Source organism: uncultured Thioclava sp. (assembly GCF_913064665.1).
In the GTDB taxonomy this organism is placed as follows: Bacteria; Pseudomonadota; Alphaproteobacteria; order Rhodobacterales; family Rhodobacteraceae; genus Thioclava; species Thioclava arctica.
The window spans coordinates 94,415-121,191 of the sequence record NZ_CAJYBT010000006.1 but is presented as its reverse complement, the minus strand read 5'-3'; the positions used below and the strand labels follow the sequence as shown (position 1 = coordinate 121,191).

Here is a 26,777-nt window from a genome sequence, read left to right as displayed (position 1 = left end):
ACTAAGCCGTTACGGACTGCGCCGGCGGGGCGAGGCGGCCAGGGACCGTCTGGTTCAAGGGGCGGGGCAAGGGCACGACCAGCGAGCCGGAATCGACCCTGCCGTTTTTGCTGGCGACTCTTGAGGCGGTTGGCCCCCAGCGGGTTCTGCTTCAGGCAAGCGATGCGCCGCATGTCGGCAAGGATCAGAGCGGGAGTGACTACGCGGCGCAATTCACGCCGAGCAGTGCCTTCTCCTATGTTGCCCGGTTGGCCGCGCTTGCCGCGCAACGCACCGGCATTCCGGCCGAGCATCTTTTGAATGCCGCCCGGCACGAAATCTTCCCAACCAAATCAATGAAAGCAGAAAGATGACCAAGGTAATCGAAGAAGAATTTAGCTTCCCCGTTGAATTCGCGGATGAAACCTGCGATCTGCGCGGCTTCATTTTCCGCCCCGCTGAGCTGGATGATGAGGCGCGCAAACTGCCGCCCGTCGTGTTCAATTCCGGGTTCACCGGTGGCGTGTCGATGTATGGTCAGCTCGTCGGCAAAGCGCTGGCCGGGCGTGGCTACTGTGTGACGACTTATGATGTGTCGGGCTTCTTCACCAACAAGGGCGTGCGCAACACCACCAAGACCGGTGCGCAGACTGTGACCAATGTCAGCCTCGAGGACCAGAAGACTGAGTTGCTTGCGCTGATCGACTGGACGCGTGCGCATTTCGGGCGGATGCCGGCAGTGGCTTCCTGGGCTATGGGTTCGGTCGCGAGCCTCGCTGCGATCACCGAACTTGCGCGCAGCGGCACCGAGCAGGTGCCGTTCTACGTGCCGATGAGCTATACCAAGCTTTCGGCGTTGCAGGGGCTGCGTGCGGACCGTGTGGCTGCGGATGCGGCGCTCAAGGCGCTTGATGACGATGCTGCGATCCCGCCGTTTGACACCGGCACCGAGGCGACGAAGCTGGGCTATTATCCGCTCGATCCGGCCACCCAGGCCTATGTGGATGTCCAACTGGGCGGCTACACCGATGTCGGGGGCGTCGATCATTGGCCGGGCTGCAGCCACGTCACGGCCAAATCCTACAAAAGCTATATCGCCTTTGATCCCGAAGCCGAGTTGGCCTCGGTCAGCGGCACCTTCCCACCCGCGCTCATAATTCACGGCAAGCAGAATACTCTGCATATGCCAGCAGAGTCGGAGCGGCTATACTCGGTCTATCCGGGCGAGAAAGGCGAGAATGCCCTGATAATCGACGGGATGGAGCATGGCCAGCAGCTGCAGGTCGACAACCCGGTCTTTCAGTCGTTGATCTCGGCCATCGACGACGCTATCCGCACGCATAGCGCCTGAGCCGGATCGCGGCCCGGGGCATCATCCCTCGGGCCGTCAAGCCATTTGATATCATGATCCCAGCGCTGCCACTCCAAGAGCCCGAGCTCCCTCTCACCAAGGCGTTTTGCGCCGAGCTGCGCGCGCGCGGGTTTTCGGGTGATATCATGACCGGGGTGGCTGATCGCACGGTCATGGCCACGGATAACTCCATTTACCAGATCGAGCCGCAGGCGGTTTTGTATCCACGCAACCAAGACGATCTGGTGCGGATCACCAAGCTGCTGTCCAGCGAGCGGTTCGCCGGGCTTCACATCGCGCCGCGCGGGGGTGGGACGGGCACCAACGGGCAGTCTCTGACAGACGGCGTCCTGGTCGATCTATCGCGGCATATGAACCGGATCCTCGAGATCGACCCGGTGACGCGGCGCGTGCGTGTCGAACCCGGCGTTGTTAAGGATCAGCTCAATGCCGCATTGGCACCACATGGTCTGTTCTTCGCGCCGGAGCTGTCGACGTCGAACCGTGCGACGATCGGGGGAATGATTTCCACAGATGCAAGCGGGCAGGGTTCTTGTCGTTATGGCAAGACCCGCGATCATGTGCGCGCATTGACCATGGTGCTCTCGGACGGCTCGGTGCTACGCTCGGAGCCGCTGGATCGGGATGGGCTCGCGGCGACACTGGCCCGACCCGGTTTGCCCGGCCAGATCTATCAGACGCTCGACCGGATCGCGCGTGAGAATGCCAAGGCCATCGACCAGGTCTTTCCGCCACTCAATCGCTGCCTAACCGGATATGACCTTGCGCATCTGCGCCATGGGGCGGACGGGCTCGATCTCAATGCAGTCTTGTGCGGCTCCGAAGGTACACTGGGCTTCATTGCCGAGGCAGAGCTGTCCGTTCTACCGATCCCATCACACTCGGGACTGATTACGCTGCGCTATGACAGTTTCGACGGGGCACTGCGCGACGCACAGGTTCTGATGCGCTTCGACCCCGCATCGATCGAAACCATTGACGAGCGGGTGCTCTCGCTCGCCCAGCAAGATAGCATCTGGGGAAGCGTGGCGGAGTTCTTCCCGCAGGACTCGCAGGGCTTGGCGAAAGGCGTCAATCTCGTCGAATTCACCGCCGATAGCCTCGGCGCGCTCGATCTTGCGATGGAACAGTTCACTTCGGGCATCACGGCGGAGCCCAACCCTGCGCGGCGCGGCTACACCATTGCGCGCGGTGCCGAGACAGTCGAACGGCTCTGGCAGATGCGCAAACGAGCGGTCGGACTTCTGGGTAATATGCAGGGCGACCGACGTCCGGTGGCTTTTGTTGAAGATGCTGCGGTCCCGCCAGAGTGCCTTGCGGATTTCATCATGGAGTTCCGCGCGGTTCTTGACGGGCACGGGCTCGATTACGGGATGTTTGGCCATGTCGATGCCGGGGTGCTGCATGTGCGGCCCGCTCTCGATATGCGGGAGGACGGATCAGAGGCGCTGATCCGCGAGATCACCGAGCAGGTCGTGGTGCTCACCAAGCGCTATGGAGGGCTACTCTGGGGGGAACATGGCAAGGGTGTGCGATCCGAGTTCTCACCAGAATTCTTTGGCGCACTTTACCCCGCATTGCAGGCGGTAAAGGAGGCTTTCGACCCGCGCAACCAGTTCAACCCCGGCAAGATCGCCGCACCCAAGGGGGGACACCTGCTGGCTGTCGATGCTGTGCCGACCAAGGGACAGCGCGACCGTGTGATACCGCAAGCCCTGCGCGAGGCGACGGATAACGCGCTGCATTGCAATGGCAACGGTGCATGTTTCAACTGGGATCCGGACGAAGCAATGTGCCCATCATGGAAAGCGACGCGCGATCGCAGGCAGTCCCCCAAGGGGCGCGCACAATTGATGCGCGACTGGTTGCGGCGACTCGCACAGGCCGGGGTGGACCCGCTGGCCGAGGCGCAAGCGCTGCGCGCGGGACCGCGACTGCGTCACCTGCCAGCGCGAATTCGAGCGTCACTCGGCAAGCGCGAAGATGATTTTTCGCATGAGGTGATGGAGACGATGTCCACCTGCCTGGCATGCAAATCCTGCACCGGCGGCTGTCCCGTCAAGGTCGATGTGCCGAGTTTCCGGGCGAAGTTTCTCGAGCTTTATCATGGGCGCTACCTACGGCCCCTGCGCCATCATCTCGTGGCGTGGTTGGAGCCGTTTTTGCCGCTCGCGGCGTGCGCGCCGCGGCTTGCCAATCTCGCCACCGCGACGCCGCTGACGCGTCTCGTCGGTCTGGTGCATACGCCAAAGCTTTCGACCCTGAACCTGCGCAAGGAATTGGCGCGTCGGAGTGTCGACTTTGCCGATTCGAGCCGGATGTGTGAGCTATCGGCGCAGGAGCGGGCGAGGTCCGTTGTGATCGTGCCTGACGCTTTCACCCAGCATTACGAGACTCAGCTTCTGCTCGACGCGATTGATCTGTTGCAGCTGCTCGGTTTTCGACCCGCGCTTGCCCGGTTCCGGCCCAACGGCAAGCCACTTCATGTGCATGGGTTTCTCGGTGCATTCCAGCGGGTCGCGGGTCGCCATGCGGCCGATCTGCGGCGTTTGCAGGAGTGTGGTGTGGATCTTGTCGGACTCGACCCATCGATGGCCCTGACCTACCGCTCGGACTATACTGCGTTCCTGCCGAAAGGCACGGCGCCAAAGGTGCAGCTCTTGCAGGAATGGCTCGCTGGAGGCTGCGACGCTTTACCGAAACTGAACCAGAACGCACGTTTCACTCTCCTGCCGCATTGCACCGAACGCTCGATTGCTCCGGGTGCCGTCGTGGCTTGGACGGAGGTCTTTTCGGCGATGGGGGTGGAGATTGAGGTCGGGCAGGTTGGGTGTTGTGGGATGGCGGGCACCTTTGGGCACGAGGCCGAAAACCGCCCGCTATCCGAGAAGATCTATGCGATGAGTTGGGCCCGGCAGATGAATACCCCGGATGCGGAGCAAAAGCTGATGGCCGATGGGTTTTCGTGCCGGTGCCAAGTGCGCGAGATTGACGGGCTCAGCTTGCGCCACCCGGTCCAGGTGCTGCTGGATCTACTGCGTAAATCTGCGTCAGAACAGAGCCGCCCGTCGCATCTTGCAATCGACCCGATCCGCGACCAATGATGTCTGATGATCGACGCGCTTACAGACACACACGCGGGGGGAGCGGAACCGGGCGGCGACCGTAATCGCCCGATGCGCATCGGTATTTTGCTGTTCCCGAGCTTCTCGATGATGGCCTGTGCCTCGGCGATCGAGCCGTTCCGTGCGGTTAATCGGTTGGCAGACCAACAGTTTTACGATTTGCATCTTCTGTCGAGCACTGGCGGAGGCATAAGTGCGAGCAATGGTTTCAAGCTGGAAACCGAGGCTCTGGCTTTTGCGCCTGAGCTCGACCGAATTTTCGTCGTGGCCAGTCTCGATATCGAGAAGATTTGCGACAAGACCGCGACCCGTTTTTTGCAGCGTTTCGCGATCACGGGCAAACCGATCGGGGCGCTGAGCAATGGCTCTTTCGTTCTGGCGCGGGCCGGGGTTCTCGACGGCTATCGTTGCACATTGCACTGGGAATCGCTGGGCCAGTTCTCTGAAGAGTTTCCAACAATCGAGACCTGCCGCGAAATCTATGTGCGCGATCGTAACCGTTGGACCTGCGCGGGCGGGATTGCTGCGATCGATCTGATGCTTGAACAGATCGCGACGGATATCAGCGGCACTTTAGCCGCCGAGGTGGCCGAGCAATTCCTGCACAGCCGGATACGTGGTCCGCAGGAGTTTCAGCGGATGGAGACCAAATGGCGCTACGGGGTGCGCGACGAACGGATCAATGCGGCCATCAGGTTGATGGAACAAAACCTCGAGTTGTTGGTCGAGATCAGCGATATCGCGTATCAGTGCAATCTCTCGCTACGCCATATGGAGCGGCTCTGGCATAAGCATTTCCAGATGACGCCCAAGCAGTTCTATGTCCGGCTACGCCTGAAAGAGGCGCAGCGGTTATTGAAGGAAACCTCCGAACCGATTGCTGCGATCGCATTGCGCTGCGGTTTCGTCTCGGCCTCACATCTGGGCAGCGCCTATCGCCGGTCCTTCGGACACACCCCGGGGACGGAACGCCGTCGGGTGTCAGGAGGCTGACGGCCCCTGATCGCGGGCCGGCGAGAGCACAAGATCAAGCAGGGTGGACAGCGCACCGCCCGCTCCGAGCCCGTCGACCGCCGTCTCGATCGCTTGGCTGCGGGCGCTGCCAAGCACCGGGCCAGCATAGGCGCGGTATTTCTCGCGAAGCTTAGCGTCAGGTGTCGGTGTTTCCGGGTCGCCTTCCGCCTCGGTTGGTCCCGACATCAGCCGGCGACCGTCCTGAAGCACCAATGTGACCTCGGCCAGGCGGCGCGCCGGGAAGGCGGCGTTGAACGCATCCGACTCCGCAAAATCGATCCGGTCAGCGAGAGCGTTGATTTGCGGGTCGCTTAATGAGTCCGGCGCGACCTCGGCGGGTCCGAGGCCGTCGCGAGCCAACGCTGCGGCAACCGGGAAGGCGGTGGAGTATTGCGCCTCTTCGGTGCTGCGCGGATGGCGCACCGCAAGACGGATGGCCTCGTGGAAGGAGATGATCTCGATCCGCTCGATTTGATCCGGGGCGATGGCGTGCGCGGCCTTGAGATCAAGCGCCGCCTGCACCGAAGGTTGTGCCCAGCGGCACACAGGGAAATGCTTGAAATATTGCTCGAAAATACGCCAGTGCGAGCCCAGATCACCCCAAAGCGCGGATTGCGCCTCGGCTTCGACAGTCACGGCGGGGGCGCCGGTGAACCCAGCCCGCGCCAGATAGGCGGCAGAGACCCCGGCCATCGCCCCCCAGCCCGAGCCGTCTTTGAGCATCGTCGGATGGTCGATGCAGCGCATCATCTGGCTGCGCGGGCCGTGGAACTCGGCAATGCCGATCGCCTCGCGAGTATGAGCGGTGCTCAGCTCCAGCGTGCGGGCGCCCAGTGCGGCTGCGGCCACTGCAATCCATGCGCCCGAAGTGTGGTAATCGGGCACGGAGGCGTGCAGCGCGATACCAGCGCGCGTGCCGATCTCGTAGCCGATCACGAGCGCGGTCAGAAACTCCTCGGCCTCGTCGCGCCCTTCGGCTTCGCTCAGTGCAAACAATGCAGGCAGAACGCCGCAGCCGACATGTCCCTTGGTGAGCTTGTGCCCGTCATGGGCATCAAGCGCGTCAATCGTCATTCCGCCCGCCAGAGCGGCCCCCGCGGGGCTGAGGGCGCGCCCGTCGAAGAGCATCCGCGCCGAAGACGTGCTGGCCCCGAATTGTTGCGCCGCATGATCGCGGATGATCCGAGAAAGCTGGGTCTCGGACCCACCGGCCGCGACGCCGATCAGATCGAGAAGCCAGCGCCGCGCGAAGTTCCGCACCTCGGGGGGCAGATCCTGCCAACGCAGGTCGTGGACGAAATCGGAAAAGCGTAGAGCCATGGTCGGTGCCCGGGAACAGCAGGAGAAAGGGTCAGTCTTCTCGCACGAAGTCCGGCACGCCCAGTTTCGTGATGAGCCGGTCCGTCTCGCGCAGCACAAGGGAGATATTACTGTCGCGCACCGTGGGAAGCAGGTGGCGGGCGCGGCGCACTTCGTTGAAATCTAACTCGGCGGTGATGAGCTCTTCCTCGCTACCCGCCACGGCCAGCTCGCGCCCGAACGGGTCGAGGATACGCGAGCCGCCCCAAAAGGTCAGGTCGCGCTCAATCCCGGTCCGATTGACCATGATCGAGGGCGCGCCATACATCATCGAGTAAAAGCGCATCGTCAGCGCCCAGCCGGCGGGGTTATCGAAGTCGATGCCCACGGCCTCGACACCGGAACTGACCGGGCACATCAGTAATGTCGCACCATGCAGGAAGCTCAGATGGGCCAGCGCCGGGTTCCAGATATCGGCGCATATCAGAAGGCCCGCGCACCAGTCGTCGTCGAGATTGTATGTTTCGACGAAGCGGCCCGAGGCATAGTATTTGCCCTCTTCGAGCTTGCCGTAGGTTGGCAGGTTTACCTTTCGATGCAGGTGACGCATCTTTCCGTTCTGCACCAGCGCCGAGGCGTTGTAGAATTGTGCCGCGGCGCCTTCCTCGATGAAGCCCAACACGACGGCCATGTCGCCTGCCGCATCGGCAAGACGCTTGAGGCGCGGATCGCTGCGACGCATCGCGACGTCGAGCAGCCGCTCGGGCCCGTAATGGCCGGTCAGAGACAGCTCGGGCATAACCAGCAATTCGAGCCCCGCCTCGCGGCCCTGCCTGATCCAATCGAGATGTCGATCCATATTCGTATCGACATCTCCGATTTCGCTGGCGAATTGTGCGGCACCGACCCGCAATATGTGCTCGCTCATAGCCCGGCTCCCTAAATGGTAGTGGCGGGCCATCGCGCAGCCCGCCGATAGGTTCGTCAGATCAGGCCGTTTTCTTTGAGAAACTCAGCCGCCACATTTTCCACCGACACCTTGTCGACATCCACATTGGCGTTGAGGCCGGCCATCACCTTGTCGGTCAGCTTCGCCGAGATGGCATCCATCAGATCAGCCAATTCGGGGTGCTTGTCGAGCACCTCTTTGCGGATCACCGGGGCCAGAGCGTAGGACGGGAAATAGCCTTTGTCATCCTTGAGCGTGACGAAATTGAACGCCGGGATCCGGCCGTCTGTGGCAAAGACGACACCGACATCGACCTGACTGTCCTTGAGCGCTTGGTAGACGAGTCCTGTATCCATCCGCTTGATATTGGCGCGGCCGAAATCGAAGCCGTAATCCTTTTCGAGCGGCTTCAGGCCGTCGGGGCGGGCGTAGAATTCAGCGTTCGAGGCGAGCGTCAATTTCGCGCCACCAATTTCCTTCATGGCGAGATCCGAGATCGTCTCGATCCCCATCTTTTGCGCCTCGTCGGCGCGCATTGCGAGCGCGTAGGTGTTGTTCGCCTTGGACGGCATGAGCCAGACGATGCCCTTCTTGGCATCCAATTCCTTGACCTTGTCGTAGGTGTCTTGGGCGTTCAGCTTCTCGGTCACCTTGTTATAAGTGATCAACGAGGTGCCGGTATATTCCCAGTAGATGTCAACCTGGCCGTTCTCCATTGCCTGACGCACCACAGCCGAGCCCATACCGGATCGGTCGGTGACGTCGTAGCCTTTGGCGCTCAGATATTGCTGGGTGATCGAGGCAAGGATTTGCTGCTCGGTGAAATTTTTGCCGCCAACAGCGATTTCCTCGGCTTGGACGCTACCGGCTAACCCGAACAGTGAGGCGCCTAGTAGAGCTGCCTTGAGAATGTGAAGCATCGTGTTTCCTCCATGTTGTCTTTGTTTTGCTTTTCTTGTGCCAGCCGCTTCAGCGCAGCGGGTTCACTCCTTTCGGGACAAGCCGCAACTGGGCTTGACCCATTGTGAAATCGACCATCACCGCAAGTGCAGCTGTCGGGATCGCACCTGCCAGCAGCATGCCAGTATCCATCAAGTCGATACCGGTGAAGATCAGCTCACCCAGACCCCCACCGCCGATCAAAAAGGCCAACGGCGCGGTGCCGACATTGATCGCAAGCGCAGTGCGCACGCCCGAAAAGATGACGTAAAGCGCGTTGGGCAGTTCTACTTGGAACAAAATCTGGCGCGGTGTCATACCCATGCCGGTTGCGGCCTCTTTCAGATGCTGCGGCACGGCTAGTAAGCCGGTATAGGTGTTGCGCACGATCGGCAGGAGCGAGGCCACGAACAGCCCGAAGAAGGCAGGCGCGAAACCGATGCCGAGCACCGTCATCGACAGGGCGATCACCGCCAGTGTCGGGATCGTGCCGCCGATATTGAAGACCTGCATCACCGTTTCGGCGTAGCGTCCCATCGCCGGGCGCGAAAGCCATATCCCGACCGGAATGCCAACAAGGATCGCCGCCCCGCCTGAGACCGTCACCAATATCATATGCTGTTTCGAGAGATAGACGATATCGTCCCAGTTATCCCCGATCTGACCAAGCAACCCTGAATTGCAGACCCAGATCCCCAGACCGAACATGACGAGCAATTGCACGTTCCGGCCGATTCCCGTTGCCTGTCGCACCATGCTCATGTCCTCAGTTCCTCTCGGAACGCTTGTAGGTCTCGCCCAACGCTGCCGTGACGGCGGGCTGGGTAACGATCCCGGCGAAGCGGCCCTGATCGTCAGTGCAGGCCAGCCACATTATGTCATTGGCGAACATCTCCGAGACCACGGCGCGCAGATCGGCGCGCACTGGCACGGTCGCGGGCAAGGTATGGGCAAAATCGGCAACCGAACCGTCCGCACCTTCCAGCTCTTCGTTCGTGACATAGCCCACTGGGCGATGATCTGCGTCGATCAACACCACAATCCGGCCTGTGCCGTTGCGCGCTGCGTTGCGGGCTTCCTGCGGAGAGGCGAGGCGCGAGACGACGGGGCAATGCGCATCGGTGACTTCTTCGGCGGTGACCAGCCGCAACCGCTTGAGCGTGCGGTCGGCGCCGACGAAATCGGCGACGAAAGCGTTGGCGGGATGGGCGAGGATATGGTCGGGCGCGTCGAATTGCTCGATCTTGCCCGCACGGAAGATCGCGACCTTGTCGCCCATCTTCACCGCCTCGTCGATATCGTGGCTGACGAACATGATCGTCTTTTTCAGCTCTGACTGCATCTTCAGGAACTCGTCCTGAATGATTTCGCGGTTGATCGGGTCAATCGCGCCGAAAGGCTCGTCCATCAGCATCACCGGCGGGTCTGCCGCCAGCGCACGGATCACGCCGATGCGCTGCTGCTGGCCACCCGAGAGTTCTTTGGGATAGCGGTGCAGGAATTGCCGCGGGTCAAGCCCCACAAGGTCAATCAGTTCGGTGGCCCGTGCCCGGGCACGCTTGATATCCCAGCCGAGCATCTTCGGAACGACGCAGATATTTTCCTCGATCGTCATGTTCGGGAACAGGCCGATCTGCTGAATTACGTAGCCGATCTGGCGGCGCAGCTCGATATCGTTGAGCCGCGCGGTATCCTCGCCATTGATCAGGATCCGCCCAGAGGTCGGCGGGATGAGCCGGTTGATCATCTTGAGCGCGGTGGTCTTGCCGCAGCCCGAAGGCCCAAGCAGGACGCAGATTTCTCCGCTTGGCACGGTCATGTTCACTTTGTCAGCGGCCACGATCGTCGTCGTCGACAGGGTGAAGGTCTTGGTCAGGTTCTCGAGCTCGATCATGTCTATAGTCCTTCAAAGCTTGGGCGGATCAGTGCTTGAGCCCGGGGGGCGTGAGGTGTTTTTGAAGCTGCAAAAGCGCCCAATCGGCAAGGATCGCGAGAAGAGAAACGGCGAGCGCGCCGGTAACGAGCTGACGCGGATCGGTTTGGCTAATCCCGCGCGAAATCAGCACCCCCAGACCGCCGGCGCCAATATAGGCGGCGATCGCGGCAACCCCGATATTCATCACCACGGCCGTGCGCACCCCGGCCATGATCACCGGCACAGCAATCGGGATCTCGACTTGCCAAAGACGTTGTGTGGCGGTCATACCCATCCCCTTCGCAGCCTCGCGCAAGGCGGGGTCGATATTGGTGATGGCGGTGTAGGTGTTGCGCACGATCGGTAACTGCGAATAGAGCAGAATCGCTATCACTGCGGGCAGCCAGCCGATCCCTTGACCGATATGTGACAGGATCGGGATCATCAGACCGAACAGCGCAATCGAGGGGATCGTGACGATGATCGACGCGATATAGAGCACAATATCGGCGGCACGTCGGTTCTGAGTAATCGCGATGCCGAGCGGCACGCCGGTCAAGATCGCGAGTCCGACCGCAGTGCCGACGATAGCGATATGCTGAAGCGCCATCCCGAGGATCGAGCTCCAGTTGTTAGCGATGAATTGGATGATGTCCATGCGTCCTCCGAAACCGCCAGATCGCGCATCTGATCGACACACGCTCAACTTATGAGGGACGATAGTGCAGGCGATGAGAGGCGGGCTGACAGGGTTCCGCCACTAAATAGCAATAATCCGCCATCTGTAGCCGCTTTACGTTAATTTTGGAGATGTGAATGTAGTTGTCGCGCCTGCTCAGCTCTTCGCTGGATCGGTTCATTCTCTGCGGTCAATAGCTCAGCCGAAGAACAGGCTGACTCAATGATAGCTGCAGTTTGGTGGGGGGCAGTTCATCCCGTTACTCAGACCGTTTGGTCCACTGAGCGGTCGTCAACTTGGTTACAACGCTGCGCTGAGCACCAATGACCGGTTTCGAGGCACGCGACCAACGCGCTGCATGCCTGTATCGGGCCGATTTCGTCCCGCCGTAGTGAGCCAGGGGGGCTCATATCCGCCGGGGTGCGCAATTGACGGCCGGGTCAGGCCCCGGAGCTCGGAGTATTTCTGGCTAGATGAATGGGGATGTCGAGCGCTTCGCCGGGCGTGACTCGCTGCGCGATCCAGATCAGGTGGTCGCGGCGAAAGGCGAGGCAGCCCTCTGTGGGATAACCCGCGCGGCGACGTTGATGCAGGAAGATCGCAGAGCCTTTTCCGGGGCGTGCATTCGGGTAGTTCCAGTCGGTGACCAGCACGATGTCATACAGTGGATCAGCGCGGCGCAGGGTCTCGTGACTGGCGGCGAAGGGCGCGCGCACATCGTGGTTGTAATCCGGGTGCCCGGACGCGTCGCACCACAGATCGCGCGGCCCGATGGGCTCGGCCCAGTCTTGCGGCGCGGGCAGGCGATCAGCGCGGTAGAGTATCCGCAGGATCTGCAGCTTGCCCACCGGGGTTGCGCCGTCGCCCTCGTGTTTGTCCATGGTGATCCCGCCGCGCCCAATCTGAACGGGAAATCGGCGGCCGCGAAACAGCAGGCCCGAAGGCGTCAGCCGCATCACAGGATATGACCCGATTTCGCCGCCTTGGTCGCGAGATAGCCCGCATTGTGGCGGCTCATCCCGACTTTGAGCGGCACGCGCTCGGTGACGTCAATGCCGTTGGCTTGCAGCATCTCGACCTTGGCGGGGTTATTGGTCAGCAGTCGCACCGCGCCAAACCCAAGCTTTTTCAGCAGCGCCGCACCGATGCGGAAATCGCGTTCATCATCCTCAAAGCCAAGGCGATGATTGGCCTCGACCGTGTCGAAGCCCTGATCCTGCAAGCTGTAGGCGCGCATCTTGTTGGCCAGCCCAATGCCGCGCCCCTCTTGGTTGAGATACAGCAGCACGCCCGCGCCCTCATGCCCCATCCGGGACAGCGCCGCGTCCAACTGCGGCCCGCAATCGCATTTCAGCGAGCCCAGCACATCGCCGGTGAAACAGGCGGAATGGAGCCGCGCCAGCACCGGTTTGCTACGGTCGGGCTGGCCGATCTCGATGGCGTAGTGTTCTTCGCTGCCATCATCGGGGCGGAAAATATGCAAGCGGCCTGCTTCGGCGGCGCGCAGAGGTACGCGGGCGGCTGACACGGGGGCAAAGGCCTGCGGGATATCGGCGGCTTGCAGCGCGTCCTGCACGGTGATCGTGGTCAGGTCTTGGGGGAGGAATTCGGGACCTGCGACGATCAACGCGGCGGGCAGAAGTTGCGCCGATTTCGTCAGCCGGATCGCAGCACGCGCGAAACCGGGGTCACCGCCGCGCACTGATTGCAGCGGCCCTTTCATCGGCACGCGCAAATCATCCGCCGGATCGGCAAGCGCGCGCAGCCAGCCCAAATCCGCATCCTTGGGAACGGCAATGCGCGCGATATCCTCGTCATAGACACGCGCCTTGAGCGTTTGCGCGCGTCGCGCTGTCAGCACCAGCGTAAGCGCCCCGATTGCGCCCAAGGCGGTTAGTCGTTCGGGGCTGAGGGTCTCGATTGCCACGGCAAGCCCGTGACCGGCCACCACAACGGGCACTCCCATGCGCAGATCTGCACGGGCGCGATTGAGTCGCTCGGTCGGGTTTGGGCCAAGGGTGATTTCTGGTTTCATCCGTTCTGAGATAGCCTCGCCTGTAACAAATTGAAATAACCAAGCGTAAATCGACACGACCGCGTGAGATAGGTTTCACCACCCTTGCCATCGGTGTGAGGGGGCAACAGCTATGTTCAGAATGCAATCGGAGGTAAATATGATGGCATCGTTAAAGAAAATCCTTTTGGTCGATGATGATACCGACCTGCGTGAAGCGCTGGCTGAACAATTGATCGCTACCGATGATTTCGAAGTCTTTGAGGCCGAGAATGGCCACGATGCCGTCGATAAGACGAAGGCCGCACTTTATGATCTGGTCGTGCTGGATGTGGGATTGCCTGATACCGATGGCCGAGAGCTGTGCAAAAAGCTGCGCAAGCATGGGGTGAAATGCCCGATCATCATGCTGACCGGGCATGACACCGATTCCGACACGATCCTTGGCCTTGATTCGGGGGCCAATGATTACATCACCAAGCCGTTCAAGTTCCCGGTGCTTTTGGCCCGTTTGCGCGCCCAGCTGCGCACGCATGAACAGTCAGAGGACGCTGTGTTCCAGCTTGGCCCATATACGTTCAAACCGGCGATGAAGATGTTGGTGGATGATCGCGACAAGAAGGTTCGTCTGACCGAGAAAGAGACCAATATCCTCAAGTTCCTCTATCGCGCCACCGACGGTGTTGTGCCGCGCGATGTGCTGTTGCACGAGGTTTGGGGTTACAATGCCGGGGTCACGACCCACACGCTGGAAACCCACATCTATCGTCTGCGCCAGAAGATTGAGCCCGACCCCTCGAATGCGCGCCTGTTGGTGACGGAATCGGGCGGCTATCGGCTCGTTGGCTAAACGGGGTTTCTGTCAGTACTCTCAGGTTACAAGTATCCTCAGCGGTCCCTTCGGGGACCGCTTTTTTCGCAGTGCGCAGCGATCAGACAGCGAAAAAAGAACTCAGACGGAGGGGTAAATGTCTTCCTCAGCCTCTTCCAGGCTGACTCCCAGCGCGCTCAGACCGTCTTCAAGGTAGTCCGCCAGCATCGGAATTCCCATCAGGTAATCTTCGGTGGGCGCTGTCGCCTCGGCCTTGGCGGTCGCGATCGCCTCGTCCAGTTCAGAGGCGTCGAACGTCTCGCGCCCGATCCACATCACTGCGGTAAGCGATGCCTGTTCGTCTTCGTTCATGGTGGCGATAAAGCTTCGCAACTCGCGGCCATGGCCCGAACCGGGTAGGCCTGCATCGAACTTGCGTGCGCGCAGAATGACAGTCGCAATTTTTGCCGGGCTGATGCTAAGCATGGTACCTCCGATTTGAGCCATTTTCACCCCGACGCAGATTTAACGCAAGCTGCAAAACTTAGTCTTCATGTGTGAAGGCGGGGGCGGACAATGTGCGGGGCTGGCTGTCGACCAGCGCGGGCGTTTCAAGCTGGCCCTCATCAGCGACCACACCCATCGCTTCGAATTTGCGCGCCGAGGGCAGCACGCGGCTTTCCAGCGAGCCGACCGCCTTGTTGTAGCTTTCGACAGACCGGGTCAGTGCCTTGCCCACCGAGTCGATATGGCCACCAAAGGTCTTGATCCGCTCATAAAGATCTTGCGCGGTCTTTTGCACTTCGACCGCATTCTTCGCCATTTTCTCTTGCTGCCAGCCATAGGCAATCGCCTTGACCAGCGCCATCAGCGTCGTGGGGCTGGCGATCAAGACCTTGTTTTGAAACGCATATTCGATCAGACTCGGATCGGCCTCGGCAGCGGCGGCGACAAAGGTTTCGCCGGGGATGAACATCACCACGAAATCCGGGGTCTCGGGAATCTGCTGTTGATAGGCCTTCGAGGCGAGCATTTTCACATGCTGGCGCACTTGCTGGGCGTGGCGAGCGAGGGCCGCGTTTTGTAGCTCGGGCGTCGCGGCCTCAAGCGCGTCAAGATAGGCTTCAAGCGGGGTTTTTGCGTCCACCACAATGCTTTTGCCGCCGGGGATATGCACGATGGCATCGGGGCGGCGTGCGCCTTCGTCGGTGGCCATGTGATGTTCGAGGTGGAAATCGACATTCTCGGTCATGCCCGCCATCTCGAAGACCTGACGCAACTGCATTTCGCCCCAGCGTCCGCGCGTTTTGGGCGCGCGCAAAGCCTGCACCAGCTTGCGGGTTTCTTGGCCCAGCGAGGATTGCCCTTCGGCCAGCGCGCGCACCTGCTGATGGATCGCGCCATAGGCCTCGTTGCGGGCTTTCTCGATCGATTGGATCTGCTCGCCGAACTCGTTGAGCCGCAAATTCAGCGGCTTGACCAGATGTTCGATGGCGTCGCGGCGGCGGTCCAGCTCGTCTTGGGCGGTCTTTTCATGCGCTTTGAAGCGCTCGCTGACCAAGCTGAGGAAGGTCTCAGAGTTCTTCTGCAAGACGCCCGAAGCGACGGTCGAAAATCGGTCCTCAATTTCCTTCTTCATGCCGCGCAATTCATCCAGCCGCGCCTGATGTTCGCGTTGCAAACTGTCATAGGCTTCGGATTTAGCGATTCGCGCCCGGTATTCGGCGTTCAGCTGCGCGCGGGTGTCGATCAGTTCGGCCTCAAGATCAGACATCCGTTCGGCCACCGCTTCGGAAGCGGCCAGCGCCTCACGCAGGTTTTGCGCCTCTTCGCGATAGGGCGCGGCCTGTGCCAGATCGGCGTTTGCCTCGGTTAAATTGCGCCGCGCGGACAGCCAGAGCCACGCAAAGATCACCATCAGAACACAGGCCGCAAGCAGGCCCTGCACCAGCGGATCGTTCAGATCCAGTGTGATATCCCCGATCTGAATCATGTGCGGCCAAACAATCGTTCAATATCGCTCAGTTTCAGTTCCACATAGGTGGGGCGACCGTGGTTGCATTGGCCGGAATGGGGCGTGGCCTCCATCTGGCGCAGCAGCGCGTTCATCTCATCGGCGCGCATCTGGCGACCCGAGCGGATTGAGCCGTGACAGGCCATGCGTGACAGCACGGCTTCGATTTTGGCTTGCACAAGCTGCGTGTCGCCCAGATCGGACAGTTCGTCGAGCACATCGCGCAATAGCGCCTCGGCGTTGATCTCGCCCAGAACGGCGGGGGTTTCGCGCACTGCAATCGCCGCGCCGCCAAAGGGCTCGATGCCCAGACCAAGTTGGCTCAGCGCCTCGGCATGTTCCAGCAGCAGCGCGGAATCCCCTGCGGAGAGTTCGACGATGTCGGGGATCAGCAGCGCCTGCGCGGGCACGCCGTTTTCGGCCATCTGGCGTTTCAACTTTTCATAGACCAGTCGTTCATGGGCGGCGTGTTGATCGACGATCACGATCCCGCTTTCGGTTTGCGCGATGATGTAATTCTCATGAACCTGCGCGCGCGCGGCTCCCAGCGGTTTCTCGGTCAGCGCGGGTTCGGGTGGGGCGGGGGACTCGGCACGTGCGGAGGGCGCATAGTCGAACACCGGAGCGCTTTCGGCGAAGGCGGGGGCTTGCCAGTCATAGGATGCGCGCGTCGCGCCTAGGCTGGGGCGGTCCATCTGGTAGATGCGCGGTGGCTGGCCCGCGGCAGGTTCGGGTCGCATCGCACCAAGGGTCGCATCGGCCACGGTCGAGGACGCGCGGTGACCAGCCTGCGCAAGCGCGTGGCGCAGTTCCGACACGATCAGCCCGCGCACCGTACCCGCCTCGCGAAAGCGCACCTCGGCCTTGGCGGGGTGCACGTTCACATCGACGCGCTCAGGATCACAGGTCAGGAACAGGCAAGCCGCCGGATGACGCTCGCGCGAGAGGAAATCCATATAGGCGGCACGCAGGGCCCCGGTGAGTTGCTTGTCACGTACCGGGCGGCCATTGACGAACAGGAACTGTTCCACCGCCGCGCCGCGCGAATAGGTCGGCAGCGCCGCATAACCGGTCAGGCGCACGCCTTCGCGTTCGGCGTCGATCCGCACAGAATTGTCGGAAAACGCCCGCCCGATCACCCGCGACAGCCGCGCGGCGAGGGCGTCGAACAGCTCTCCCTGCTCGCCATCGACGCGGAAAATCTCGCGCGATTTGTCGCCGGAATTATCGGTAAGCGTGAAGCTGACATAGGGCTCGGCCATCGCGAGGCGTTTTATCGCATCCGCGATCGCCTGCGCTTCGGCGCGGTCGGTGCGCATGAATTTCAGACGCGCGGGCGTGGCGTAGAACAAATCGCGCAACTCAACCACGGTCCCCTGATTGAGCGCGGCGGGCTTGATCGGACCCATCGCCCCCCCGGCCACCGTGATCTGCGCCGCGTCATGGCCTTGCGCGCGCGAGGTAATCGTCAGACGCCCAACGGCGCCAAGCGAGGGCAGCGCCTCGCCGCGAAAACCGAAGGTGTGGATATTGAGCAGATCCGAGCCGTCGATTTTCGACGTCGCATGGCGCGACAGCGCAAGCGGCAGATCATCGCCCGTCATCCCGCAGCCATCATCGCTGACGCGGATCAGCGTCTTGCCGCCATCGCAATAGGTGACGTCGATGCGCGAGGCTCCGGCATCCAGCGCATTTTCAACCAGTTCCTTGACGGCGCTGGCGGGACGTTCGACCACTTCGCCCGCCGCGATGCGGTTGGCGGCGGCATCGTCAAGCTGACGAATGACGGGGCGCTCATTCGCACCCATATTGCGGTTGTGCTGGTTCATGCCACTAGGGATAGCACAGCGCGCGGGTCACCCCAAGAGATTCGCGCAAGCTATCCCCAGCGAAATCAGTTCAGCCCGCTGGGACGCCCGACCACGACAAAGCGCAGCGCCGAGGGGTCAAGGATGCGTTTGGCCACCCGTGCGATGTCTTCTTTCGTCACCGCGTTCACCTGATCATTGCGCGTCGTGATGTAGCTGATCGGCATCCCGTTGAGCTGCATCCCCGTCATGATCCCCGCAATCGTGCCATTGCCATCAAAGCGCAGCGGATAGGCACCTGTCAGATAGGTCTTGGCGTCTTGCAGTTCCTTGTCGGTGACAGCGCCGGTCGCGGCCTTGGCCCATTGCTCTTTGACGACCGAGATCGCCTGCGCGACCTTTTCATTGGCCGAGGCAAAGCTGCCCTGCCAAGTCTTCGCCAGATCCTTGTCCACCAGATAGGAGGCAATGCCATAGGTCAGCCCGCGTTTTTCGCGCACCTCATCCATCAGTCTCGAGGAAAACCCGCCCGCGCCGAGGATCTGGTTGAGAACATAGGCGGCGAAGAAGTCAGGATCGCTCATCGCGATGCCCTTTTGGGCGAACATCACCACTGATTGCGGACTGTCGAAATCGACCGTGGTCACGCCGCCGGTCAGATTGGGCGTGATAGCGGCGGGCATCGGCGCGCCTTTGGCGGGCAGATCGCCCAGCAGATGATCCAGCATCGGGCCCAGTTCAGCCGGGGTGATGTCACCCACCACCGAAACCACCATGTGATCGCGGCTCATCACGCGGGCCTTGGCGTCAAACATATCTTCTTGCGTCAGCGCCTTGACGCTATCGATCGTGCCGTTCAGCGAGGTGCCATAGGGATGATCGCCAAAGGCAAGTTTGCGCATTGTCTTGGCGGCAATCGCGTTTGGGTCGGTTTTGTCAGAGGCGATGATCGACAGCACCTGCGCGCGCACCCGGTCAATCGCGGTTTGTTCAAAGCGCGGAGTGATCAGAGCGGCACGCAACAAATTAACGGATTTATCGCGGTTTTCGCTGAGCATCTGGGCGGAAACCTCGAGTGAATCATCGCCCACATCAAAGCCGAATTGTGCCGCCAATGCCTCTTGCGCCTCGGCAAATTGCTGGCTGTCCATTTGACCCGCGCCCTCTTCAAGCGTCGCGGTCATCAAATTGATCGCGCCACGTTTGTCGGGCGCATCAAGGCTCGCGCCGCCCTTGAAGGCGACATCCAGCGCGATGAAGGGAATGTCGTGATTTTCCACCAGCCACGCCTTGATCCCGCCGGGCGAGGTGACTTGCTGGATTTCAATCGCGCGTGCCGGCAGGGCGAGGATCAGGGCGAACAGGCCCGCCAGCGCAAGCCGCGCGGGTAGGGTGAAAACGGCACGAATCATTGCGTGACCTCCTGCGTGGCGGGCGGTGCCATCGGCACAGAGACCGGGGTCGGGGCCGCAGTGGCGCGTTCGGCATAGCCGGTCACCGACTCGCGGGCCTGGAACAGGTCTTTGGCGGCGGCCATCACATCGGCCTCGGTGACCGAGGTCAGCACATCGGGCCAATTCTCGACGTCTTGCACGCTAAAGCCTGAGGCCAGCGCCTCGCCATAGCGGCGCGCCAGACCTTGGGTGTTGTCGCGTGAGTAAATCTCGGCGGCTTTCACCTGCGTTTTGATGCGGGCGAATTGATCGGGGTCGATCCCGTCCTTGAGGAATTGCGCCAGCGCACCATCCAACGCCTTTTCCGCCTCGGGCAGGGAGACGTCTTTGGCGGGCATGACCGATATGTTGAAAGTCGTGGGGTCAATCGACATTCCGTCATAATAGCTTGACGCATAGATCGCCGTGCCATCGCCGTAAATCAACTTGCGCCCGAGAACCGAGGTCGCCTGATTACCCCCCAAAATCTCGGAGAGAACGGTCAGCGCAGCGGCGGTTTTCTGATCGCCGGGATTGCGTTCGGGGGCCAGATACGAGCGCATCAGATAGGGTTGCGCGATCCGGTCATCCTTGAAGGTGACCTGACGCGCCGCGCGTTGCGGCGGCTCTTGCGGGCGGGCGCGTGGTTTGAGGCCTTCAGTTGGTTTGAGCGGGCCGTAATATTTCTCGGCCAGCGTCTTTACCTCGGCCGGGGTCACATCGCCCGCAACCACGAGGATCGCGTTATTGGGGGCGTAGAATTCGTGATACCAATCCAGCGCGTTTTGTCGCGTCAGGCCTTCCATCTCTTTGCGCCAACCGATCACCGGGGTGCCATAGGGCGAATTCAGGAATTGCGCGGCGCGTTCCTGTTCGGAAAACAGCGCATTGGCGTTGGAATCGGTGCGCTGCGAACGCTCTTCGAGAATCACCTGCAACTCGGTTTTGGCGTCATCGGGCGAGATCCGCAGATTGCGCATCCGATCGGCTTCCATCTTCATCACCAAAGGCAGGCGATCCGCCGCGATACGCTGGAAATAGGCGGTGTAATCATAGCTGGTAAAGGCGTTGTCCGAGCCGCCATTGGCCGCCACGGTTTTTGACAATTCACCCGGCGCCATTGTGTCGGTGCCCTTGAACATAAGGTGCTCGAGGTAATGCGCGATGCCCGATTTGCCGCGTTGCTCATCGGCTGAGCCAACCTTGTACCAGACCATATGCACAACGACCGGGGCGCGGTGATCTTCGATCACAACCGCCTTCAATCCGTTGGGCAATTCAAAGGTCGAGACATCTCCGGCCATTGCCGGGTTCAGTCCCAACAATAGCAGCAGGGCCACCAGAAAAGCACGCAATGCCCAACTCCTTACCAAATACAGTTGGCGCGAAGATAAGCATTCCCACCCGCCGATGAAAGGGCCTGACGTTGTCGTGATTACCGAAGGGATGTCACAGGTTTACTGGTGGCTTTCCTGTGCCGCGCCCGAGGGCGGTGCTGCGGGGGTTTGTGCCCCGGCACGGCGCCAACGCTCGAGCTCTGCGGTCTGATCCAATTCCATCGGCTTGTAGGCCTTGTAATAGGTCGAAACCGAGAACAGCCGCTCTAGTAGGCGCGCGTCACGCTTTTTGCGATAGGCAAGGTCTTCGCCCGCGAGGGTCTGACGAATGCCAGCCTGCGCGCCATAGCGCGAGACCGCCGAGACCAAAGCCTGATCCGACCCCGGCACTTTGCCCGTGATATCAAGCCTGCGCGGATTGCCACCAAGGGCGGCGACAGCATCGGCTTCGGGCGTCGGGTCCGTCAGATTCTTGCCGCCCGGCGTCGGGGGCGGAAGCTGGGCAAGGTTTTCGGGCATTTGCAGCGGTTTGCTCGGCAAAATGCCAAATTCATCCGGCCCCTGGCCCGAAGAGCGCAGATTCATCAGGGTCGGCGTGCGGTCACCACCACAGGCCGCAAGCGTCAGGACCGCTACCATCGCGATGCCGAGCGTGCCGTATCGAACCTGCATGAACCACTCCCGTTGCCGTTTGCGTCCCCGTCTTAGCGCAACATTGCAGCGCCGTCACCTGCGAAAAACGCCTAGTCCTGCGCAGGATGTTTCTCTTTGCCGGTAAAGAGGACCAGCCCCAGCGCGCCCAGGAAAATGGCGACATCGGCAATGTTGAACGAAAAGGGATTGTTCCAACCGGGCAACGACATGTTGATGAAGTCGGCCACCGCGCCGTAAGCGATGCGGTCCACCACGTTGCCCAGCGCCCCGCCCACAAGCAGGCCAGCGGCCATATGGACACGCTTGCAATGGGGTTCGCGCGCGATCCAAAACCAAACCCAGCCCGAAATTGCCAACGCCAAGGCGATCAAAAGCCAGCGGCTGACATCGCCTTCGCCCGAAAACAGCCCGAAATTTACGCCCCGGTTCCATGCCATGCGGAAATTGAGCCAAGGCGACAACACATCAATCGCGCCGTGTCGATCCAGCTGCATCTGGTGCACCACGATGAATTTCGTAAGCTGATCAAGGACCAGCACGCTCGCCGCGGTTTTGCCTGCCAATTGCATCGGGATTTTTGCTTTCGCTTGGTATCGGGGACTCTGCCCCGCTCGATGGCTGAGCTAGGGGCAGAACCCGACAATTCAATGGCGGAAATGGCGCATTCCGGTGAAGACCATCGCGAGACCGCGTTCATTGGCAGCGTCGATCACCTCTTGGTCGCGCATCGAGCCGCCCGGTTGGATGATTGCTGTGGCGCCGGCCTCGGCGGCGGTGATCAGACCGTCCGCAAAGGGGAAGAACGCATCCGAAGCGACGACCGAGCCCTTGGTCGGCGTCTGATCCATCCCGCAGGCTTCCATCATGTCTTGCGCTTTGCGCGCGGCGATTCGGGTGCTGTCAACGCGGCTCATCTGGCCTGCGCCGACGCCGACCGTTGCGCCGTCTTTGACATAGATGATGGCGTTGGATTTGACGTGTTTGGCGACTTTCCACGCGAAAAGCAGGTCTTGGAGTTCGGCTTGCGTGGGCTGACGCTCGGTCACGACTTTCAGATCGTCCAGCGTGATCGCGCCGTTATCCTTGCCCTGCACAAGGAAGCCGCCCGCGACCTGGCGATAGGTGGTGATCGCCGCCATCGGGTCGGGCAGACCGCCGGTTTCCAGCAGGCGCACGTTTTTCTTCTTGGCGATCACCTCTTTCGCGGCTTCTTCGACCGAAGGCGCGATGATGACTTCCGAGAAAATTTTCGTGATCTCTTCGGCGGTGGCCGCATCAAGCGGCTTGTTCAGCGCGATAATGCCGCCAAAGGCCGAGGTGCGGTCGCAGTCAAATGCGCGTTTGTAGGCTTCGATCACGGTGTCTCCGGTGGCGACCCCGCAAGGATTGGCGTGTTTGATGATCGCGACAGTGGGCTTGTCGGTGCCGAACTCTGCGACCAGCTCAAAAGCTGCGTCAGTATCGTTGATATTGTTGTAGGACAGCTCTTTCCCCTGCAATTGCTTGGCCGTGGCCACACCGGGGCGATCGGTGCCATCCAGATAAAATGCCGCCGATTGATGCGGGTTCTCGCCGTAGCGCAGGGTCTGCGCCAAGGTGCCGGCAAAGGCGCGCCGCCGTGGGGTCTCTTCGCCAATCGCGCCCGCCATCCACGTGGAAACGGCAGCGTCATAAGCAGCGGTGCGCGCATAGGCGATTTGCGCCAGATTTTGGCGGAACGGATAGCCAATCGCGCCGTCGTTTTCGTCCATCTCGGCCAGAACTGCCGCGTAATCGTCAACATCCACCACGGTGGTCACAAAGGCGTGGTTCTTGGCCGCAGCGCGGATCATTGCGGGGCCGCCAATGTCGATATTCTCGATGCACTCGGCGTAATCGCCCCCTTTGGCCACGGTTTCTTCGAACGGGTAGAGGTTGACCACCAGCAGGTCGATCGCCTCGATCTGATGCGCCTTCATCGCGGCGAGATGTTCTTGATTGTCGCGCAGCGCGAGCAAGCCGCCATGCACCGCCGGATGCAGCGTTTTCACGCGGCCATCCATCATCTCGGGAAAGCCGGTGACCTCGGCCACGTCGCGCACGCTTAGGCCCGCTTCACGCAGGGTCTTGGCGGTGCCGCCAGTGGACAGCAATTCAACGCCGCGCGCGGCAAGCGCTTTGGCGAAATCAAGCAGGCCGGTCTTGTCAGAAACCGAAATCAGGGCACGGGTCAAAGGGATCGGGCGGGTCACGGGCAGCATCCTCGCATGGCGTTGGTCAGGAAAGCGCCCGAGGCCGGCCTTGGAATTTGCCCCAAGGTCAGGGCGCGTCGATCGCGGACGGGTTATCGCGTGCTTGCGAAAAGGTCCAGCCGATCTGACATGCGCGGTCCAGAACTCGGGCAGAAAGCACGATTTGCAGCGACGGGCGGGGCCGAATGCGCCCACGTTCCAGATAGACCGAGGGCTCCAGCGTCAATTCCGCCACCCCGTCATGGCGAAATACCCAAATCTCGCCCGAGCGTAGCGCCACCGAAACCGCATGCCCGCCCATATCCAGCGTGGCATCGCAATCGGGGTGCAGATGGAAACGGATATCAAAGGGAATGCCGCGCAGGCCTTCGCGTTCGAAAATCTGGTCAAACCGCGCGATATCATTGGGCGTCATCGCCCCCAGCGTGTCATGGCCGATCAGTTCGCGCCCATCCGCGCTGAGGTCGAGCTCGCGGATATGGGTCATGCCATGGGTCTCGACATAGCCGTCATGGCCAAACAGCATCCCGGTATCCGAGCGATCATCGCCGCGCGCCCAGACGTTGTGCGGCACCTTGTCCAAAAAGGCCCGCGGCGCGCGGCCAAACAGCCGCTCGGGGCCAAGGCGAGACGAGGAGTAGCCATAGATCGATAGCGTTGAATGGCTGGCCGTGGCCCGACCTGCGCGCGCCCAATCGCGCCCGAAATGCGTCCCCGAGCCACAATTGACGATCAACGGGCGGCGCCCGGAGGTCAGCTCAAACGCCAGCGTCGAGGCGTGCCCATTGGCCGAGGCCAGCCCTTGCGGCGGCGGCGCAGTGTCGATGATCAGCGAGCTGCGCCCGCCTTGCATGCGTGAAAATCCCATCGCCATCGGCTCGCGCCGCAGCCCGCGAATGCCCGTGGCCGACAGGGCCGCATCCAGCCGCCCCTCCAATCCGCGCCCGCCGCCATGAAACCGCGCCAAGCCGCCATCGGAATGGCGCAACGCGCGCAGGGTCGGGGCGATTCGCGAAATCGCATCAAGCACTTCACCCGGAGGGGAGCGCCCGGCGACATCCAGCGCCTCGCAGGCCCAGTTCAGCAGAGTCAGCACTTCCAGCAGCTCTTGCGGATTGCGCGTGGCGATTGCGCCCTCGGGGTTGATCCGCTTTCCGCATTCGCGTGCCAGCGCCTTGATCGCGGGATCGGCGTGATGCTCCATCCCGGTCAGGGCCAGTCCGGCATAGATCAGCCCGGTCAGCGCCTCAAAACGGGGCAGGCCGGGAGCGGTGGATTTCCAACGGTTCGACAGAAAGATCGTTTGCTGGCCGAGCGCGCGAAAAAAATGATCGGAATCGGTGCTGGAGCGTCCGTTCAAGATCAAGATTGCGTGGTTGATCCAGCGGATCAGGCGGCAGCCCGTCAGATCCGGGGTCCAGCCAGCCCCTTTGCCGGTGCCAAATCGGGTGATCCAGCCAAAGACCCAATCCTGCGCCCGCATGCGGGCCTCGCGGTCACCCACAGCGGCCAGATCATCAAGCCATGAGAAGCCATGCAAAGCCTCTTGAAAGCTTGGATCGGGCATTGTCAGGTCCCAGATATTGACACCCGGCCCTTCAACCAAAAAGCCGGAAAACAGGAAATTCCCCTGAATAAGCTGACGTCCACGCGCAAACGAGCCGATCGTGCGCGGTTCGGGTTGGCTGACAAAACCGGTCGCCGGGCGTGATCGCCCTGCACGCGCCGCCGCCAGCCGGTTCAGCGCCGTGGCGAGTTTTGCCGATGATTGGGAGCTGTCCTTGCTCATGCCTGCTGCTCTAAAGCCCTTCTGCCGGGGATAGGCGTCACGTTACCGGGGCGGCGGCCCGCTGTCACCGGTCTGACGTGCAGATCAGGCCAAGCGTTGCAGTCGCGCCATGTAAAAGCCATCCATGCCACCGCGATCGGCCCAGAAATCGGGGCGCAGACGTAATCCGCCTTCGGGTGTGATCCAGTCGGGGTCAATCCCCGCGAGGTCGGGCGGCGTGATGGATAGGTCTGCGTGGCGCTCCAGCGCGGCCTTGATTTGCGCCTCGCCTTCTTCAGGCAGCAGCGAGCAGGTTGCATAGACCAGAGTGCCGCCCGGCTTGAGCCAACCAATCGCGCGATCGAGCAAGTCGGCTTGCAGCGCAAAGAGCGGTTTGATCGTGGCGCTGTTCTTGACGAAGGGCAGGTCGGGATGACGGCGGATCGTGCCGGTGGCCGAACAGGGCGCATCCAGCAAGATCGCATCGAAGGGCGCATCGGGCTGCCAATTCAGCGCATCCGCAGCTACGATGTCTGCCGCCAGCCCGGTACGTTCGAGGTTTTCCACCAACCGCTCAAGGCGCGGGCCGGAAATATCCAGTGCGGTGACCTGCGCGCCCATCGCGGCCAGTTGCAGCGTTTTGCCCCCCGGTGCTGCGCACAGATCAAGGACGCGCGCCCCCGGTGCTGGCGCCAGCAGTTTCGCAGGCAGCGCCGCAGCGGCATCTTGCACCCACCAATCGCCACTTTCGAACCCCGGCAGATCGGTGATCTTGCCTTGCGCGGGCAGGCGCATAGAGCCGGTGGGCAGCAGTTCGGCGCCCAGCGTTTCGGCCCATTTCGCCGAGTCCGATTTCACGCTGAGATCCGTTGGTGCACCGGCCAAATGCGCGGTTTCGATCAACTGCGCCGTGCGCTTGCCATAGGCGGCCATCACGCGGCCCCGCAGCCAGCCGGGCATTTCCGGCGCGGGTTGTTTTGCCCAAGCCTCGGTTTCGACCGAGACCTTGCGCAGCACTGCATTGACCAGCCCGGAAAAGCTGCTGGTCTTGGGCCCGGCCGATTTCGCCAGCGTCACAGCCGCATCGACGACGCCATGCGGGGCCTGACCCTCTTGCAGCAACTCGACTGTCGCCAGCCGCAGGAGCGCCATGATATCGGCCGAAGGCTTGCGCCGCAGATGCGGTTTGAGCACGCCATCGGCCCGCGCGAGGTGGCGCAATGTCGTTGTTGCCAATCGTTGGGCGCGCGCGCGCTGTGCCGGTTCGAGCCCATCCAGCGCGTCTTGGCCAATTTGATCAGAGAGGCTCTCGTGATCTTCGGTCACGCCGATGATCAGGCCGAGGGCCGCAAAACGCGCTGGATCGGGACGTGCCATGGGATGCGGCCTTGTAGCTTGTTACGATTGGGTCAACGGCCTATATCATGCGCGCGCCC

Annotated in this window: 23 protein-coding genes; 5 read left to right on the top strand and 18 right to left on the bottom strand. The window is 61.6% G+C overall.

All coding sequences use genetic code 11. From position 1 onward, the window contains the following. Positions 1-107: 107 nt before the first annotated feature. From QZ571_RS04140 to QZ571_RS04125, 4 genes are read left to right on the top strand one after another with little or no spacing between them, the layout of a single operon-like run. Positions 108-353 (top strand): hypothetical protein, encoded by a 246-nt coding sequence (locus QZ571_RS04140; protein ID WP_295532176.1) that lies wholly within the window; start codon positions 108-110, stop codon positions 351-353. Further along, a complete protein-coding gene (locus QZ571_RS04135) occupies positions 350-1,330 on the top strand; it encodes an alpha/beta hydrolase (RefSeq protein ID WP_295532174.1) in 981 nt (326 codons plus the stop codon). The genes QZ571_RS04140 and QZ571_RS04135 overlap by 4 nt, the downstream gene beginning before the upstream one ends. Before the next feature lie 53 nt (positions 1,331-1,383). Beyond that, a complete protein-coding gene (locus tag QZ571_RS04130; RefSeq protein ID WP_295532172.1) occupies positions 1,384-4,455 on the top strand; it encodes an FAD-binding and (Fe-S)-binding domain-containing protein in 3,072 nt (1,023 codons plus the stop codon). Between the two features lie 6 nt (positions 4,456-4,461). Continuing rightward, the gene (locus QZ571_RS04125; RefSeq protein ID WP_295532170.1) at positions 4,462-5,469 is read left to right on the top strand and encodes a GlxA family transcriptional regulator; all 1,008 of its coding nucleotides are present in this window, start codon (positions 4,462-4,464) and stop codon (positions 5,467-5,469) included. Here QZ571_RS04125 and QZ571_RS04120 read toward each other — a convergent pair. The 8 genes from QZ571_RS04120 to ribA all read right to left on the bottom strand — a co-directional run bounded on the left by QZ571_RS04120 (position 5,458) and on the right by ribA (position 13,306). Further along, positions 5,458-6,810: an MmgE/PrpD family protein gene (locus QZ571_RS04120; RefSeq protein WP_295532168.1), complete on the bottom strand. Its 1,353-nt coding sequence runs from the start codon at positions 6,808-6,810 to the stop codon at positions 5,458-5,460. The two genes, QZ571_RS04125 and QZ571_RS04120, sit on opposite strands and share 12 nt — an antisense overlap. Before the next feature lie 31 nt (positions 6,811-6,841). Continuing rightward, positions 6,842-7,717, bottom strand: coding sequence for a nitrilase-related carbon-nitrogen hydrolase (locus QZ571_RS04115; protein ID WP_295532166.1), 876 nt, complete (start codon positions 7,715-7,717; stop codon positions 6,842-6,844). 56 nt (positions 7,718-7,773) lie between these two features. Next, a complete protein-coding gene (locus tag QZ571_RS04110; RefSeq protein ID WP_295532164.1) occupies positions 7,774-8,658 on the bottom strand; it encodes a glycine betaine ABC transporter substrate-binding protein in 885 nt (294 codons plus the stop codon). Between the two features lie 49 nt (positions 8,659-8,707). After that, positions 8,708-9,433, bottom strand: coding sequence for an ABC transporter permease (locus tag QZ571_RS04105; RefSeq protein WP_295532162.1), 726 nt, complete (start codon positions 9,431-9,433; stop codon positions 8,708-8,710). 10 nt (positions 9,434-9,443) lie between these two features. Beyond that, positions 9,444-10,571, bottom strand: a complete 1,128-nt coding sequence (locus tag QZ571_RS04100) for an ABC transporter ATP-binding protein (RefSeq protein ID WP_295532160.1) — start codon at positions 10,569-10,571, stop codon at positions 9,444-9,446. Positions 10,572-10,599: 28 nt separating this feature from the next. Then, positions 10,600-11,250, bottom strand: a complete 651-nt coding sequence (locus QZ571_RS04095; protein ID WP_295532158.1) for an ABC transporter permease — start codon at positions 11,248-11,250, stop codon at positions 10,600-10,602. A gap of 461 nt (positions 11,251-11,711) precedes the next feature. Continuing rightward, positions 11,712-12,227 (bottom strand): L,D-transpeptidase family protein, encoded by a 516-nt coding sequence (locus QZ571_RS04090; protein WP_295532157.1) that lies wholly within the window; start codon positions 12,225-12,227, stop codon positions 11,712-11,714. After that, positions 12,227-13,306, bottom strand: coding sequence for a GTP cyclohydrolase II (gene ribA, locus QZ571_RS04085; protein WP_295532156.1), 1,080 nt, complete (start codon positions 13,304-13,306; stop codon positions 12,227-12,229). Before ribA ends, QZ571_RS04090 begins: the two co-directional genes overlap by 1 nt. Before the next feature lie 142 nt (positions 13,307-13,448). Between ribA and QZ571_RS04080 the strand changes: the two genes are divergently transcribed. Then, positions 13,449-14,135 carry a response regulator transcription factor gene (locus QZ571_RS04080; RefSeq protein WP_295532195.1) on the top strand — a complete coding sequence of 229 codons (687 nt, stop codon included), beginning with the start codon at positions 13,449-13,451 and terminating at the stop codon, positions 14,133-14,135. Positions 14,136-14,237: 102 nt separating this feature from the next. Here QZ571_RS04080 and QZ571_RS04075 read toward each other — a convergent pair whose 3' ends face one another. The 10 genes from QZ571_RS04075 to QZ571_RS04030 all read right to left on the bottom strand — a co-directional run bounded on the left by QZ571_RS04075 (position 14,238) and on the right by QZ571_RS04030 (position 26,718). Beyond that, positions 14,238-14,582 carry a DUF3775 domain-containing protein gene (locus QZ571_RS04075; RefSeq protein ID WP_295532154.1) on the bottom strand — a complete coding sequence of 115 codons (345 nt, stop codon included), beginning with the start codon at positions 14,580-14,582 and terminating at the stop codon, positions 14,238-14,240. 58 nt (positions 14,583-14,640) lie between these two features. After that, entirely contained in the window at positions 14,641-16,089 is a 1,449-nt protein-coding gene (gene rmuC / locus QZ571_RS04070) for a DNA recombination protein RmuC (RefSeq protein WP_295532152.1), read from the bottom strand. Beyond that, the gene (gene mutL / locus QZ571_RS04065; protein WP_295532150.1) at positions 16,086-17,939 is read right to left on the bottom strand and encodes a DNA mismatch repair endonuclease MutL; all 1,854 of its coding nucleotides are present in this window, start codon (positions 17,937-17,939) and stop codon (positions 16,086-16,088) included. The genes rmuC and mutL overlap by 4 nt, the downstream gene beginning before the upstream one ends. Positions 17,940-18,004: 65 nt before the next feature. After that, positions 18,005-19,330, bottom strand: a complete 1,326-nt coding sequence (locus tag QZ571_RS04060; RefSeq protein ID WP_295532148.1) for a pitrilysin family protein — start codon at positions 19,328-19,330, stop codon at positions 18,005-18,007. Next, the gene (locus QZ571_RS04055; protein WP_295532193.1) at positions 19,327-20,655 is read right to left on the bottom strand and encodes a pitrilysin family protein; all 1,329 of its coding nucleotides are present in this window, start codon (positions 20,653-20,655) and stop codon (positions 19,327-19,329) included. Before QZ571_RS04055 ends, QZ571_RS04060 begins: the two co-directional genes overlap by 4 nt. A 153-nt stretch (positions 20,656-20,808) precedes the next feature. Next, positions 20,809-21,360, bottom strand: a complete 552-nt coding sequence (locus QZ571_RS04050) for a DUF3035 domain-containing protein (protein WP_295532146.1) — start codon at positions 21,358-21,360, stop codon at positions 20,809-20,811. 71 nt (positions 21,361-21,431) lie between these two features. Next, a complete protein-coding gene (gene lspA, locus QZ571_RS04045) occupies positions 21,432-21,911 on the bottom strand; it encodes a signal peptidase II (protein WP_295532144.1) in 480 nt (159 codons plus the stop codon). A 75-nt stretch (positions 21,912-21,986) separates the two neighbouring features. Next, positions 21,987-23,573 (bottom strand): bifunctional phosphoribosylaminoimidazolecarboxamide formyltransferase/IMP cyclohydrolase, encoded by a 1,587-nt coding sequence (gene purH, locus QZ571_RS04040; protein WP_295532142.1) that lies wholly within the window; start codon positions 23,571-23,573, stop codon positions 21,987-21,989. Between the two features lie 67 nt (positions 23,574-23,640). Next, the gene (locus QZ571_RS04035; RefSeq protein WP_295532140.1) at positions 23,641-25,362 is read right to left on the bottom strand and encodes a heparinase II/III family protein; all 1,722 of its coding nucleotides are present in this window, start codon (positions 25,360-25,362) and stop codon (positions 23,641-23,643) included. A gap of 84 nt (positions 25,363-25,446) precedes the next feature. Beyond that, complete coding sequence (locus QZ571_RS04030) at positions 25,447-26,718, bottom strand: transcription antitermination factor NusB (protein ID WP_295532138.1); 1,272 nt, start codon at positions 26,716-26,718, stop codon at positions 25,447-25,449. Positions 26,719-26,777 lie beyond the last annotated feature (59 nt).